The organism is Terrimonas ferruginea DSM 30193 (assembly GCF_000425585.1).
GTDB lineage: Bacteria > Bacteroidota > Bacteroidia > Chitinophagales > Chitinophagaceae > Terrimonas > Terrimonas ferruginea.
This window is the reverse complement of record NZ_AUDS01000032.1, coordinates 1-15,910: the sequence shown is the minus strand read 5'-3', so window position 1 is coordinate 15,910 and position 15,910 is coordinate 1. Positions and strand designations below refer to the sequence as shown.

The window sequence follows — 15,910 nt, the reverse complement described above, 5'->3', positions numbered from 1 at the left end:
GCAAACAGCGGGGCATTTTTTTATTGGTTCAGGCAAATGACTATTCGTATTTAAGAAAAAAGCGGTGATTTCCTGTGCTTTTCATCGTTGACTTGTTATCCAGGTGCAATATTTTTCCGGTGATAAGTTATTAAAATAATAATGTTCTCTAAAAGAGAACTATTAAAAAAAAACTATACCTTTGTTATGAAAGTGCATTTGATAAGAAGAAGTACGATAGATGAATTTATTTTTAAAAATATTCAAAGTAAAAAGCCGTTTGATGAATGGCAAACTAGGATTAAATACGCCGATTGGTGGAGACCAGCTGATATATTAGAGACGTTTCCATGTGCAGATTTATTGGGGAATGGATCAAGCAGAGCGGTTTTTGATATTGGGGGTAACAATTACAGGATGATAGGTAAATATGCATTTGGTGAGAATCAGGTGCATCTATTTATCTGCTGGATTGGTACTCACGCGGAATATGCAAAATTATGCGATGGCAATAAACAATTTATAGTAAACATGTACTAAAAAGTAACTCTTATGTCAACATTAAAATATAAAGTGATCTCTGGTAAGAAGCAGTATAAAGAATATTGCAACAAACTCGAACAACTGGTGTTCTCCGGCGCAAAAGACCGTAATACCAAAGATGAAATCGATTTACTTACGCTATTGATTGAAAAATGGGATGCAGATCATTCGTCATTTGAAGAGAGCGATCCTGTCACACTGCTGCAATCCCTGATGACCGACCGGCAGATGAAAGCAAAAGACCTGGTTGACCTGCTGGAAGTAAGCAAAGGTTATGTTTCCGATATCCTGCACTATAAAAAGGGATTGTCAAAAGAAGTGATCCGGAAGTTGGCGATGCATTTCAACGTATCCCAGGAGGCATTTAACCGGCCTTATGCCCTGATAGGGACAAGTATTGCTGCTGTCAGGAGAAAAGGGTTGAAAATGGTTTGACATAACTTTTTTTACCATGCCGGCCTGTTCATCAATAAGCGAACAGGCCGGTGGCTGTTTCATTACCAAATTTTCAAATCATCAAATCAGCTACCTCCATCCTCCGCCGAGTGCTTTATAAAGCTGCGTTACCGCACTCAAACGGCTTCTCCGTATTCTCGCCTGGTTCAATTCCGCTTGTAGTGCATTGCTCTGTGCCGTCAGCACTTCCAGGTAGATCGCCATATCGCTTTTGAATAACAACTGCGCATTTTTCACGGCATCACGCAGATTACTTACCTGCGCACCTGCCAATGAATCCTGCACAGAAAGCTTATCCAGTTGCACCAATCCGTTCTTTACTTCACCAACAGCGCGCAGTACGGATTGGCGGAATGTGGTGACAGCCGCTTCACGCTCTATCTGTGCTATTTCATGTTGCGTACGCAAAGCCCTGCGTTGAAAGATCGGCTGCGCTATGGAACCGGCCGCCAAACCAAACAACGAACCCGGAAGATTGAACCAGTTGCTCGCGGTGAACGTTTCCAAACCTCCGCCAGCGGTGATCGTCAGCGCCGGATACATGTTTGCCTTTGCCACGCCTACTCTCGCATTCGCTGCCCGCAGTGACCATTCAGCGGCCTGCACATCCGGACGACGCCCCACCAATGCCGCGGGCAGTCCCGCCGGCAAACTGTTGTTGTCCGGCCCGTCTTCCAATTGACCACGCTGCACGTGACCGGGCAAACTGCCAACCAGGTAGTTGATCGATGTCTCCTGTATCGCAATGTCCTGCTCCAGTTGCGGTATCAGCAACGCCGTTGTTTGTTGCTGCGAAATGGCTTGTTGCAATGCGAGACCCGTAACCTGACCTGCATCTTTCAATAACCGCGTAGCGGTAACAAAACTATCACTCAATGCAAGATTACGTCGTGCAATAGTAAGTTGCCGGTCGAGCATCAGCAGGTTGTAGTAACCTTCTGCCACTTCGGCAACGATTTGTGTTTGCACAGCTTTAGTAGCTTCTGTAGTGCGCAGGTATTCACTCAGGGTTGCTTCACGACGGTTGCGGAGTTTGCCCCAGATATCTGCTTCCCAACTTACCGTTAAGGCCGCCTGGTAATTTTCGATATACGATTTCTGTAAAAATGTTTTTGTGCTTAAGCCATTCAGGCTGTTGTCTGATGGTCTGTTGAGCTGACCATTTACCTGCAGTTGCACTTCGGGTAATTGAATAAGACGTGCTTGTGCGGCTTCCTTGCCGGCTATGTCCAGCCGGCGCATGGCGAGTTGCAGATCCTGGTTGCTGTCTACGGCCTGGCTGATCAGTTTTTGCAACAGGCTGTCTTTGAAAAATGCAGCCCAGGGCAGGTCGCCGACGCTTACTGTATCGCCTGCTGTTGCCGTACTGTCCAGTTGTACCGGCAGACTAAGGGTTGGTCGCTGGTAATCGCGGCCAACACGGCAACCCGAAACGATCAATGTGATGGTTAATAAGAGAAATAAAATATTGCGCATGATTGCTGAAAATATTTTTGAGTCAATTTGTTTTTAGATAGGTTGTTCCTGCTCTGCCGGCTGCGGACGGCGAATACGTTCCTGCAGGTATTGGAAGATGACAAACAATACCGGTATGATGAAAATGCCTAACACCACACCCGTGAGCATACCACCCAGCGCGCCGGTGCCGATGGAACGGTTGCCCAACGCGGATCCTCCGGTGGCCCATGTCAATGGCATCAGTCCCACAATGAATGCCAGCGATGTCATAAGGATGGGACGCAGCCGCATGGCCGATGCTTCCATCACCGAGGAGACCAGGGTTTTGCCGGCTCTTCTTCGTTGTACTGCAAACTCCACGATCAGGATTGCATTTTTTGCCAGCAATCCGATCAGCATGATCAGTCCCACCTGCACATAAATATTGTTTTCTATTCCGGTGAGATTAATGAAAGCAAACACACCCAGTACACCTGTCGGTATCGTCAGGATCACGGCGAGCGGCAGGATATAACTCTCGTATTGCGCCGCCAGCAGGAAGTAGACAAATACAAGGCTCAACAGGAAAATGACAGTGGTCGCGGTTCCCGCTTCCCGCTCTTCGCGCGTCATGCCCGACCAGTCATAAGAGTAGCCGCGTGGCAGGTAGGAGGCCGCTACTTCTTCAATCGCGCGAATCGCATCGCCTGAACTATAACCGGGCTTCGGCATGCCATTGATGGAAACGGCATTGAACAGGTTGTTACGGGTGACGGTCTCAGGGCCGTATACTTTTTTTAAGGTTACCAATGTATTGGCCGGTACCATTTCTCCGCGCGTGTTTTTTACAAAAATGCTGTTGAGCGATGCTTCGTCAGCGCGATAACTCACATCGGCTTGCGCAATGACGCGGTAGTATTTGCCAAAACGGTTGAAGTCCGATGCAAAGGTGCTGCCGTAATAGACTTGCAGTGTTTGCAACAGGTCACTTATCGGCACACCCAGCTGACGCGCCTTCGGTTCATCGATGTCCAGCATGTATTGCGGGTTGCCGGTATTGAAAGTGGTAAAGGCATAAGCGATCTCGGGACGCTTCATCAGTTCACCAATAAATCCATTGGCTACCTGTCCCAGTTTATCAAGTGAACCGCCGCTGCGATCCTGCACCAGGAATTCGAAGCCGCTGGTATTGCCAAAGCCCTGCACGGTCGGATAAACAAACAGGAATATACTTGCTTCAGTAATCGGACTCAGGGTTTGATTCAGCACACCAACAAGTGCATTGATGTCTTTTACTTTTCCTCTCTTTTCATGCGGTTTCAGACGGATAAAACCTACACCATAGGCAGAGCTGTTCGAGTTGGCTACAATGTTTTGTCCGGCAACGCTGCCGAGTTTGTCAACGGCTTCCACATTTTTCAACAGGTTATCCATTTTAGCCATCACTTTTTCCGTACGGTCCAGCGACGATCCCGGTGGCAGGTTGATGGAGTAAATGATAAAGCCCTGGTCTTCGGTGGGGATGAAGGCAGAAGGCGTCCGCTTCATCATCCAGACAGTAACCACCGTTACCAATGCCAAACCTGTCAATGCCACCCATTTTCGGCGAAGCAGGAAGCGCAGCGCATTTTTATATTTATTGGTAGTGGCCGTAAAACCTGCATTAAAACCTTTGAAAAAACGTTTGCTAAAGCTCAACTTTTTTCCTTCGTGTTCGGGAGAGGCGTGCTTGTTTTTCAATAGCAGCGCAGTCAGGGCGGGACTTAATGTCAATGCGTTCACGGCGGATATCAGGATCGCAACGGCCAGGGTAAAAGCAAACTGTTTATAAAAAACACCGGCAGGCCCCTGCATAAATCCGATCGGTACAAACACCGCCGTCATCACCAGCGTGATGGACACGATGGCGCCGGATATTTCCTTCATGGATTGTATCGTTGCCTGTTTTGCATTCAAACGTGTCCGTTCCATTTTGGCATGCACCGCTTCCACCACTACGATTGCATCATCTACCACAATACCGATGGCGAGCACCAATGCAAACAAGGTGAGCAGGTTGATGGTAAAGCCAAACAACTGCATAAAGAAGAAGGTGCCAATGATCGCAACGGGTACCGCAATCGCAGGGATCAGGGTGGAACGGAAATCCTGTAAGAAGATAAACACCACAATAAACACCAGCACAAATGCTTCGAGCAATGTATGTACCACCTGGCTCACCGACGCGTCGAGGAACTCTTTGGCATTATACATATTGAAGTAGGAAATGCCGGTAGGGAAATTCGTAGCCGACTTCTGCAATACTTTGTCTACGGATGTGAGAATATCGTTGGCATTGGAACCGGCGGTCTGGAAAATGGCAATACCGATACCGGGTTTGCCACCGATGCGGGTGTTGGCACTATAAGAAAAAGAACCGAATTCCACCCGCGCCACATCACGCAACCGGATCACTGATCCGTCGGGCGAGGAGCGGAGAATGATATTCTCATAGTCTTCGTTTCGCGTAAGCTTGCCCTTGTATTTTAATACATATTCAAAGGAAGCATTGGAACTTTGGCCAAACCGTCCGGGTGCGGCTTCGATGTTTTGTTCACGAATGGCACCAAGTACTTCCTGTACCGAAAGATTGTTGGCGGTAAGGCGGTCGGGTTGCAGCCAAATGCGCATCGCATAATCTTTTGCACCAAATACCATGGCCTGACCTACACCCGGTACACGTTGAATCTCGGGAATGATATTGATCTTGGCATAGTTCTGCAGAAAGGTTTCATCATAGGTGCTGTCGGTGCTGTAAATCAGCGGCACCATGATCATGCTGTTCTGTTGTTTTTGTGTGGCAATGCCCGCCTGCACTACTTCCTGCGGCACCTGGTTCACCGCTTTTGATACGCGGTTCTGCACATTCACGGCCGCGAGGTCGGGATTGGTACCGAGTTTAAAAAATACATTGATCGCAAGTGTGCCGTCATTGCTGGAAGTGGATGTCATGTAGGTCATGTTCTCCACGCCGTTGATGGCTTCTTCCAATGGAGTGGCCACGGCACGCGCCACTACTTCTGCGTTGGCCCCGGGATAAGTAGCGGTCACCTGCACCGTCGGTGGTGCGATATCCGGGAACAGCGTAACCGGTAAAGTGTAAAGGGATAAAAGGCCGAGTAAGGTAAGCAGTACAGATACGACTGTTGCCAATACGGGGCGTTCGATGAATCGTTTGAGCATCCGTCTGGATTTGTTAGTGATTGATCAGGGCAAACGGTGCCTGGCAGAAGATCATTTCACTTCTGTCGGCACCGTGATGCCCATCTTCTTATTGGTTGATAATAATTAGTGCAAAGGCGTGTTCAAAGGGTTGTTGCGGAGAAGGCTGTCGAATGAAATGTTTTGCGGCTGTATCACCGTGCCGTCTCTCAAACGATCGATGCCGGAGTAGACGATGCGGTCACCGGCGTGCAGGCCACTGTCTACGAGATAGTAGTTGCCACTTTTTGCATTGATGGAAAGCGGCACACCCAATACCTTGTTGCTATCGCGAACGGCAAAGGCAAATACTTTGTCCTGCAATTCAAAAGTGGATTCCTGCGGTACGGCCAGGAAATGACTGCTGTTTTGCGGAATGCGTACGCGACCGGTACCGCCCGAGCGAAGCAGTCCTTCGGCATTCGGAAATACTGCGCGGAAACTGATCGATCCCATGCCGGGCTGGAATTGCCCGGTTACCGTTTCAATTTTTCCTTTGAAGGGATAAACCGAATTATCGGCCAGCACGAGTTCTGCTTCAGGAAGGTGTTTCAATTTTTCTTCCACAGAATTACCGGGAAATGATTGCTCGAACACCAGGAAATCTTTTTCACTCATGGAGAAATAAGCATACAATTCTTTGACGGCTGATACGGTGGTCAAGGGATCGATGGTATTCAACCCCACACGGCTGCCGGTTTTGAAAGGAATTCTTCCTACATAACCATCGGCGGGCGCGGTGATGAGTGTATAACCCAGGTTCACTTCGGCAGCCTGCACGAGTGCTTCAGCCTGTGCCACACCGGCGGCTGCGCCGCTGCGTGAAGCATCTGCCGTGTTGAGTTGCACATCCGAGACTACCTGGTTGGCCACGAGTGGTTGCAGACGCGATACGTTAATATCGGCACTGCGCAGACCGGCCCTTGCGCTGAGCAAAATGGCCTTCGCGTTGTTGAGCTGCTCGCGGTAAGCGCGGTCGTTGATCTTGAAAAGTGGCTGGCCTTTGCGTACAAAAGCTCCTTCGTCGACAAAGATCTTTTCGAGATAACCATCTACCTGCGGGCGGATCTCTACGTCCTGCTTGCCTTCAAGCGAAGCGGAGAAATCGCGGTAGGTAATGGCCGGAGCTGTTTGTATGGTTACAACCGGCAGGGCAGGGGCGGTGACTGGTGGTGGCGTGCTGCCCGAAGATTGAGTGCAGGCATACAATAAAACACCGGCTGCCACGGGAAGCAGCAAAGCGGGAATGTTGTTGAACCTGGGATGGTGGCGGGTTACGTTGGTTTTTTTGATCGGTACACGCATAGAAAGGCTGTTAGGGGCATGACCCCGGTTAAAAAATGAAATCAATATGGAATGATTAAACGGTTTTGGCGTTATGGATTATAACAACACTATTTTTCCTAACATTGTTAACTAAAAAGGCAAAAAAATTATTTTTCTAAATTTTTAATGAATCCGGCAATGGCATCGTCCAATACCATCTTATTCAGTTCTCCTGAGTCGGCGACCATTTTAATGGAAATAAGCCCGTGCATTACAGACCAGTAAGTGTGGTATTTTATACAGGGGCTAGCCTCTTTGTTGCCGTGCTTATCGAGAATGCGTTGGATAGGCTCCATCACCAGGTCCGTGAATATCTGTTCTTTTGGTGCGCACTTCTGCATTTCACAACAAGCCATGCCCAGCCCGTACATCAATTGATAGTATTCACGGTTGTGCATCGCAAACTGCCAGTAGGCATCCGCCATGTGCTTCAATTGTGTGGCAGGATCGTCGGATTTCTTCTTCGCGGCCTGCAGTTTTTTTACCAGCAGTTCAAAACCCTGGCGGGAAAAATCTTCGAGTATTGCCTCTTTGTTTTCAAAGTGGTCGTATACCACGGGAACACTATACTCGATCGCATCCGCAATTTTGCGGATCGACAATGCCTGCCAGCCTTCTTCCCTGACTATCTGCCAGGCTGTTTCAAGAATGCGATGCCGCACTTCTTCTTTTTGCCGTATGCGTCGTTCTGTAATACCCATGAGTTTGTTTTACCTAACACTGTTAGCAAAATTAGCGCCCTTTTATCGGTTCCACCAAATTTTTATTTGTTAAAACATCCTGCCGCACCTGTTTGTTACCTCATCAATCATTGTATTACCTTTGATACACAAGCCCTTCACGCAAAATTTTTCTGCTCATGAATTATGTGCAACTGCTGGAAGATGTTAAAAATGAAATGATCCGTTTCTTTCATACCCATGAAAACCCGGAACTCGTTTATCACAATCTCTCCCATACACAGGCGGTAGTCGCCAGTGCGGCGCAGATAGCGCGGCATTACAAGCTCGACGACCGCGATTTTTTTGTGGTGTGCGCTGCTGCCTGGTTTCACGATGCCGGCTACTATATCAGCGGTGCTACCGAGCATGAACGCCGTGGGGCGGAACTGGCTACTGCATTTTTGCAGCAACAGGCCGTAGATGAGTTCGTGATTTCCGACGTGCGTAATTGTATCATGGCTACTTGCATGCCCCAGCACCCGGCTACCCTGCTGGAAAAGATCGTGGCAGATGCAGACCTTTATCATCTCGGTACCGACCGTTTCATCGAACTCAATAAAAAAATGCGCAAAGAAGCGGAGTGGCGCAAAGGCGAAAAGATCGGTAAGTCTGAATGGCGGCAGGGTACGCTCAAATTGCTGGAGTCACATCTTTACCATACCGATTATGTCCGCGATCTGCTCGAACAGGGCAAGCGCGCCAACATTCAACTGTTGAAAGAAAAAGAATCGGATACGCCCGCACCCCTTATGATGACAGCAGAACAAGGAACTGTACCGGAAACGCCGGTGGTTAAAAAAGTAAAAATTGAAAGGCCCGAGCGCGGCATCGAAACGATGTTCCGCATCAGCTCCAACAACCACCAGCGCCTCAGCGACATGGCCGACAACAAGGCCAATATCATGATCACCACCACGTCGATCATTCTTTCGGTATTGCTGAGTGTATTACTGCGCAAACTCGAAGACAATCCGCATCTCATTATACCAACCGTGTTATTGTTGACTGTTTGCGTCACTACGTTGGTCTTTTCCATTCTGGCCACACGCCCCGCATTACCCGAAGGAAGATTCACGCCGCAGGATATATCGGATAAAAAAGTGAACCTGCTGTTCTTTGGTAATTTCTTTCGCATGAGTTATGAAGAATACAATAAAGGCATGCAGCAGATGATGAACGACCGCGACTTCCTTTACGGAAGCCTTACACGTGATGTGTATTCGCAGGGTGTGGTGCTCGGGCGCAAATACCGTTTGCTGCGCAAAGGGTATAATGTATTCATGTTCGGGATTATTATTTCTGTGCTGGCTTTTATGGTTGCCGTTGTTTTTTTTAGCTGATCAATATGTCATCACCCATTTTTTTCGACAGGGATCTCAGTTGGCTCTTATTCAACGAGCGTGTATTACTGGAAGCCGGCAGGAGCGATTTGCCCTTGCTCGAACGGTTTCGTTTTCTGGCTATTTATTCTTCCAACCTGGATGAGTTTTACCGCGTGCGTATGCCGGCTGTTCTTGCTTTGCAAAGGGTAGCGAAGAAAAAGAAAGCGCCGGAGTTGTTTAAAAAGATCACAGATACTATCTCGCGGCAACAGGAATTTTTTGGTCAGTTGCTCAATGAACAGCTGCTGCCCGCGCTGGATTCACGCGGGTATACATTATTGTATCATCAATCCATTCCCGCAGAACTGGCAGCAGCGGTGCAGCAATATTTTTATAACGATGTGGCCGGATTACTGCGCCCCGTTTCGTTATCGGATAAAAAGGATTTTTTCCCCGAAAACAACCAATTGTATTTATCGGTAGTTGCCGAAGACCGGGAGAAAAATGAACAGCATTACCTGGTAAATATTCCTTCGGAAACGCTGCCGCGTTTTTATAAAATAAAAAACAAGGAAATTGTTTTTATCATTTTCCTGGAAGACATTATCCGTTACTGCCTGCCTTCGGTTTTTCCCGGTATGAACATTATTTCGTCCAGCAATATCAAGATCACCCGCGATGCTGAACTGGACCTGGAAGACGAGTACGGAGAAGATATGGCCGAGAAACTGGAAAAATTATTGAGTAAACGCGATAAAGGTCTTGCCACGCGCGTGCTGTATGAGCCAGGTATTTCATTGCGTCATCTGCAGCAGTTGATCAGCCGTTTTGGATTACAGGCCGCGGCAGTGGTGGAAGGTGGCAGGCATCACCATTTACGCGACCTGGCTAAATTACCCGTCGGCGGTGCCGGTTGGGAATATGAAGTATGGCCTGCGGCCAATACAGTTTTGCCGGAAAAAACATTATTGCAATCAATCGAACAGCAGGATATATTAGTCAATCCGCCGTATGAATCCTACGAAACGGTGCTGCGTTTTTTTAACGAAGCAGTCATCGATCCGGAGGTTCAGGAAATATACACCACGCTTTACCGTGTAGCCAGTGATTCGCGTATTTGCCAGGCATTGATCAGTGCGGCGATGAACGGCAAAAAAGTAACCGTACTCGTAGAATTGAAAGCGCGTTTCGATGAAGCCAATAATATCCGGTGGGCCAAACGCATGAAAGAAGCGGGCGTACGCATTCTTTACAGCAGCAATGCGTTGAAAGTACATGCAAAAGTGGCGTTGATCAAGCGGTTGCATCCGGAGAAACCATTGCTCGGTTTGCTGGCAACCGGCAACCTCAATGAGCAGACGGCACGTTTTTACACGGATCATATTTTACTGACTTCCCGGCAATACCTGCTGGAAGAATTGAATACGTTGTTTGAATGGCTTAGTAAAAAGAAAAAGCCCGATCCTTCCGATGCACCCTTGTTCAATCATCTGCTGGTAGCGCCTTTTAACCTGCAGCAGCGTTTTATTGCATTGATCGACCGGGAGATCGAAGCAGCGAAAAACGACCGGCCCTCCGGCGTGTTGATCAAACTGAACAACCTGGAAGAAGAAGTGATGATCAATAAATTGTACGAAGCCAGCCAGGCTGGTGTGGAAGTGCGCCTGGTGATCCGCGGCATTTGCCGCCTGGTGCCGGGCGTGGCGGGTGTCAGCGAAGGCATTACGGTTCGCCGGGTGGTGGATCGTTATCTCGAACACGGGCGCATTTTTATTTTCCATAATGCTGGAAGCCCAGAGGTATTCATGGGTTCGGCGGATTGGATGAACAGGAATATTTACCGGCGCATCGAAGTTTGTTTTCCCGTGGAAGATGCGAAGGCAAAGGAAACCATACAACAACTGGCCGAATGGCAATGGGCCGATAATTCGCGGGGCGTACAGTTAAATGATCAGTTGCAACAACAGCCGGTTGCCGGCGATGCAATCGTACGCGCGCAGGAACAGAGCTGGCTGTGGTTATCAGGTAAACAACAATAATCTTGCATGAAATTTATTTTACCATACATAGTGGTCTTGCTGGTGCTGGGAACGGCTTGCAGTCAGAACAGCAAAGATCCTGACCCACCGGGTTATGATTTCAATGAACCGGAAAAATTCAATCTTCCGGAGAGCCTGCTCGAAGTATCGGGCATTGCTTTTTACCAGGGAAAAGCAGATACGGTTTATGCCATCCAGGATGAAGAAGGAAAGTTGTTCGCGCTTCCGTGGAAGGTAAAAAAACAGACCCACACGCGTTTTGCCAAGAAAGGTGACTACGAAGACCTCGCACTGCTGGCTAACAAAGCCGTTGTACTGAAAAGTAATGGTTCACTCTATACATTTCCTTTTGAGGAACGCCATTTCCCCGAAACCGATAGCACGCGGGAATGGAAAGGTTTGCTGCCTCCCGGTGAATACGAATCACTTTTTGCCGATGCAAAAGACAACAGCCTTTATGTTTTATGTAAAAATTGCCCCGGCGACAAAACAACAGACAGGGTTTCCGGTTATATCCTCACCTGCGGAGATTCTGTGATGGTGACCGGGAATTTTTTTATTGATGAAAAACAACTGTCAACAGTTGCCGGAAAGGTGAAACGTGGTTTCCGGCCTTCGGCATTGGCGCGTCATCCGTTAACGAATGAATGGTATATTTTATCTGCTGTAAATAAATTGCTCGTGATCACCGATGCGCAATGGAAAGTGAAAGCCACTTATCCATTAAATGGAAACCGTTTCAACCAGCCCGAAGGCATTGCATTTGACAGCGATGGAAATCTTTACATCTCCAACGAAGGAGATGATCTGACCAATGGTAATATTCTGCGTTTTGTATGGCAACAGCGAAAAAAATAATGATAACCTGTTTGGTACTGGCCGGATATCTGTTATCCGGTCTCTCCGCTATGGCGCAGGACAGTATCCGGCAGCGTGTCATTCTTATTGGTGATGCGGGAGAGATCAATGGTGCCCAGCACAAGGCCCTCGAAGCTGCTGCCGGCATGGTCGCCAACGGTAAAACAACGGTTTTCTTTCTCGGTGATAATATTTATCCGCATGGCATGGCGCTTCCCGGTGAAAAGAACCCGGAAGTAACCCGTGATATTTTGCGCGCACAGTTTGTACCAATGCGGGCGAAAGGGGCGGCGGTTTATTTTGTCCCGGGCAATCATGATTGGGATCGGTCCGGCCCCAAAGGGCTGGCGCGGATCCGTGAGCAGGGACAGTTTCTGCAGGACCAGGGCGATTCCTTATTGCAGTTGATCCCGGCGAATGGTTGTCCCGATCCGGTGGCCATTCCTTTAGGGGACAGCCTGGTGGTGATCGCTTATGACAGTGAATGGTGGGTATATCCTTTTGCCGTTGACAATGATGATGCAGGCTGTGCCTGCGGTAATAAACGCGATGTACTCGCCAAACTGGAAGAGTTGCGGTACCGTTACCGGCACAGAACGATCCTGATCGCTTCGCATCACCCGTTCAATAGTTATGGTTCGCACGGCGGCCGGTTTACCTGGAAAGATCATTTGTTTCCCCTGACCGCAGCTAATCCTAAATTATACATTCCGTTACCGGGAGTAGGTTCGCTGTATCCTTTTTTACGTAAAACATTTGCCAATCCTGAAGACCTTGGTCATCCTTTGTACAAAGACATGATCAATAAAGTAGGAGCAGTGTTTGACAGTATGCCCAATCTTGTGTATGTAGCCGGGCATGAGCACGGTCTTCAACTGATCAAAAACAAACGCCTGCAAGTGGTAAGCGGTGCCGGCGCAAAACATACGGCAGCCATCCGGGGGCGGCACTCATTATTTGCCGCATCCACACAGGGATTCGTGATTGCCGACCTGCTCAGTAATGGCGATCTGCTGCTGCAATATTTTATTTATGAAGATGAGCAGGTAAAAGAGGTATACCGTTATCGCCAGTCATACCGTTCATTCAGCGAAGCGGATCCGCTGGCGGGAACACCGATCACTACCGACAGTGTTACCGTAAAAGTGCATCCTTCCTACGACAAACCCGGACGTTTGCATCGCTGGTTGTTCGGGGAAAATTATCGAAAGGAGTGGGCGGCGGAAACGACGTTACCTGTATTGCGCATCAGTGAAATGAAAGGTGGGTTGACACCATTGCAACTCGGTGGCGGTATGCAATCGAAGTCGTTGAGGCTTGCAGACAAAGACGGAAAAGAATGGGTCATCCGCAGCGTGGAAAAAAGTCCGGATGCACTTTTGCCCGAAGGGCTGAAGCAAAGTTTTGCGCGCGACTGGCTCGATGATGTTACGAGTGCCCAACATCCGTTTTCCGCGTTGATCGTTCCGCCGTTGGCCAATGCAGTACAGGTGCCGCATTCCAATCCCGTAATTGGTGTGGTGTCTCCCGATACGGCCTTGGGCGTATATGGAAAAACCTTCGGCAACATGGTGGCCCTGTTCGAAGAACGGGAACCTGTTGGTTCGTCGGATAATTCCGACAAAATGAAAAAGAACCTGCGCAAAGACAATGATAACACGCTTCACGGCAAGACGATGTTGCGCGCCCGTATGCTCGATGCTGTTTTGGGTGACTGGGATCGTCATGAAGATCAATGGCGCTGGCGCGATGATGGAAAGGGCAAATCAAAAGATTACCTGCCGGTGCCGCGCGACAGGGACCAGGTGTTTCATTTAACGCGGGGCATTTTTCCTAAACTGGCATCGCGTTCTTATATATTACCAACGCTGCGCGATTTTGATCCCGGTATGCGGCATGTAAAATGGTTGCTGTTTAAGACAAGATTTGTGAACACCTATCCTTCGATGCAATTCAGCCGTGAAGAATGGCGTAAACAAGCCGAGCGTGTAAAAGCATCACTCACAGATTCCGTACTGGAAGCGGGGCTTCGCCGCTTACCGGAGAGTGCTTATCAATTACGGCATGATCAATTGCTGTCAACATTGAAGGCGCGCCGCGATGAATTACCGGAAGCGATGGACCGGTATTATCGTTTCACACAAAAAATTGTCGACATACAGGCAACCGATAAAAATGAACGCGTATCGATCACGGGAACCAAAGAAGGCGGACTGCGTGTGCAAATGAATAAAGTGAACAAGGAGGGACAGGTGAAGGATGAATTGATGGATAAAACATTCGATCCGCAACTGACCAGGGAAATCAGGATTTACCTGCACAATGGTAAAGACAGTGTGATCGTTGCGGATTCGGGTTCGTCGATAAAGTTGCGCCTGATCGGTGGCAAAGATGCAAAAACCTATGTGGTGCAGCGAAGTCCGTGCAGGGTGCGCGTGTACGATACCGATAATGGTTCGATAGTAAGCGATCCGTCAAACCGGTTGAAGCGCCGTTTGTCCGACGACAGTTTGCACACGGCCTTCACACCCGTTAATCTTTACAATATCTGGATGCCGGTGATCAGCCTGGGGCTTAACCTCGACGATGGATTCATTCTCGGCGGCGGTTTCCGTCATATACGGCAGGAAGGGTTTAGAAAATATCCTTATGCAAGCCTGCAGCAGTTCTCCGTGGCACATTCTTTTTCCACCAGTGCCTATCGCATCCGTTATACGGGGGAATGGATACAGGTGATCGGTAAGGCCGATGTAGTGGTGCAGGCGCAGATACGGGCTCCCAATAACACGGTGAACTTTTTTGGCCGGGGCAATGAGACTTCGTTTAATAAAAAAGATAACCATATCCGTTATTACCGCACACGTTTCAGCACCTATCTGTTTGAACCGTCGTTGCGTTGGCGCGGAGCGAAAGGCAGTCACCTGAATATCGGCCCTTCGCTTTATTACTATCGCTTTGATCCGGAAGATAACCGCGGACGGTTTATTGAACAGGCGGCGGCTATTGGTTCGTATGACAGTCTTACGATTGCAAGAGCCAAACTGCATGTGGGTGCGGCTATTGAATATGTGTCGGACAAGCGTAACAACAAAGTAATTCCGCAATGGGGAACTTATGTGCGCACGCGGATACATGCTTATAAAGGAACGGGAGAATATGCGGCGGATTTCGGGCAGTTGGTACAGGAAGTGGCTTTGTATAAAAGTCTGAATGCACGGGCTTCAATTGTGCTGGCGGATCGTTTCGGCGGAGTGATCGGTTTTGGCAAAGCAGCATTCTATCAATCGGCTTTTGTTGGCGGGCATGGAAACCTGTTGGGTTATCGCCAGTATCGTTTTGCGGGTCAGCATAGTTTCTATAACAACCTGGAATTGCGGGTGAAGATTGCGGATGTCGGAAGTTACATATTGCCCGGACAGATTGGCATTACAGGGTTCTGGGATATCGGCCGCGTGTGGGAATCGGGTGACAATTCAGGCAAATGGCACAATGGAACGGGTGCTGGTATTTATTTTGCTCCGGCGTCGATGGTTGCGTTCAACGTGGTAATGGGACATTCGCATGAAGGATGGTACCCGTACTTTACGATGGGTTTCCGTTTTTGAGAAGGCGTATGGGAGGAAACAGCCGTTATAAGTTATAAGTTATAAGTATTCACTAGTGTCCGGTATAATTTAATTGAAGTTCTTTGAAAGTCTTGGTAGTCGTGTGTTTCAAGCATTTTTAGGGCGGTGACGATTTGAAACTACTGATTTTCTAGTTTTATGAAAATCAGAGGCTTATGAATTCTGGACAATATGTCTTTGCGCAGGCAGTGTTGCTTTTACCCAGTCGTGTTTTTGATCGTTGTATCAAGATGTTTAATGGTAACAAAGGTGTCAGACATTTTACTTGTTGGCATCAGTTCATGTGTATGATATTTGGACAGTTAAGCAATCGGGAAAGTCTAAGGGATCTTATTGTTTGCATCAATGCGCATAAACCAAAA

The 15,910-nt window shown here is 48.3% G+C and carries 11 protein-coding genes; 7 read left to right on the top strand and 4 right to left on the bottom strand.

Going from position 1 to position 15,910, the window contains the following annotated elements:
• The first annotated feature begins 186 nt into the window (after positions 1-186).
• Positions 187-519, top strand: a complete 333-nt coding sequence (locus H608_RS0111835; RefSeq protein WP_028787859.1) for a type II toxin-antitoxin system HigB family toxin — start codon at positions 187-189, stop codon at positions 517-519.
• Between the two features lie 12 nt (positions 520-531).
• Complete coding sequence (locus tag H608_RS22180) at positions 532-957, top strand: helix-turn-helix domain-containing protein (protein WP_051268255.1); 426 nt, start codon at positions 532-534, stop codon at positions 955-957.
• A 90-nt stretch (positions 958-1,047) separates the two neighbouring features.
• On the opposite strand, the gene H608_RS0111825 is transcribed toward H608_RS22180, so the two are convergent.
• The 4 genes from H608_RS0111825 to H608_RS0111805 form a co-directional block, all read right to left on the bottom strand.
• Entirely contained in the window at positions 1,048-2,454 is a 1,407-nt protein-coding gene (locus H608_RS0111825; RefSeq protein WP_028787858.1) for an efflux transporter outer membrane subunit, read from the bottom strand.
• Between the two features lie 33 nt (positions 2,455-2,487).
• Positions 2,488-5,637 carry an efflux RND transporter permease subunit gene (locus H608_RS0111820; RefSeq protein ID WP_028787857.1) on the bottom strand — a complete coding sequence of 1,050 codons (3,150 nt, stop codon included), beginning with the start codon at positions 5,635-5,637 and terminating at the stop codon, positions 2,488-2,490.
• A gap of 105 nt (positions 5,638-5,742) precedes the next feature.
• Positions 5,743-6,960 carry an efflux RND transporter periplasmic adaptor subunit gene (locus H608_RS0111810; protein ID WP_051268254.1) on the bottom strand — a complete coding sequence of 406 codons (1,218 nt, stop codon included), beginning with the start codon at positions 6,958-6,960 and terminating at the stop codon, positions 5,743-5,745.
• 128 nt (positions 6,961-7,088) lie between these two features.
• On the bottom strand, positions 7,089-7,682 hold the full coding sequence (locus tag H608_RS0111805; RefSeq protein ID WP_028787855.1) for a TetR/AcrR family transcriptional regulator: 594 nt from the start codon (positions 7,680-7,682) through the stop codon (positions 7,089-7,091).
• Positions 7,683-7,840: 158 nt separating this feature from the next.
• Between H608_RS0111805 and H608_RS0111800 the strand changes: the two genes are divergently transcribed.
• From H608_RS0111800 to H608_RS22175, 5 genes are all read left to right on the top strand, one after another.
• Positions 7,841-9,043: a Pycsar system effector family protein gene (locus H608_RS0111800; protein WP_028787854.1), complete on the top strand. Its 1,203-nt coding sequence runs from the start codon at positions 7,841-7,843 to the stop codon at positions 9,041-9,043.
• Positions 9,044-9,048: 5 nt separating this feature from the next.
• Entirely contained in the window at positions 9,049-11,064 is a 2,016-nt protein-coding gene (gene ppk1 / locus H608_RS0111795) for a polyphosphate kinase 1 (RefSeq protein WP_028787853.1), read from the top strand.
• A gap of 6 nt (positions 11,065-11,070) precedes the next feature.
• Complete coding sequence (locus tag H608_RS0111790; RefSeq protein WP_028787852.1) at positions 11,071-11,922, top strand: SdiA-regulated domain-containing protein; 852 nt, start codon at positions 11,071-11,073, stop codon at positions 11,920-11,922.
• Positions 11,922-15,527: a BamA/TamA family outer membrane protein gene (locus tag H608_RS0111785; protein ID WP_038008324.1), complete on the top strand. Its 3,606-nt coding sequence runs from the start codon at positions 11,922-11,924 to the stop codon at positions 15,525-15,527. Before H608_RS0111790 ends, H608_RS0111785 begins: the two co-directional genes overlap by 1 nt.
• A 176-nt stretch (positions 15,528-15,703) precedes the next feature.
• On the top strand, positions 15,704-15,910 hold a 207-nt coding region (locus H608_RS22175), incomplete at its 3' end, for a DUF4372 domain-containing protein (RefSeq protein ID WP_038008322.1).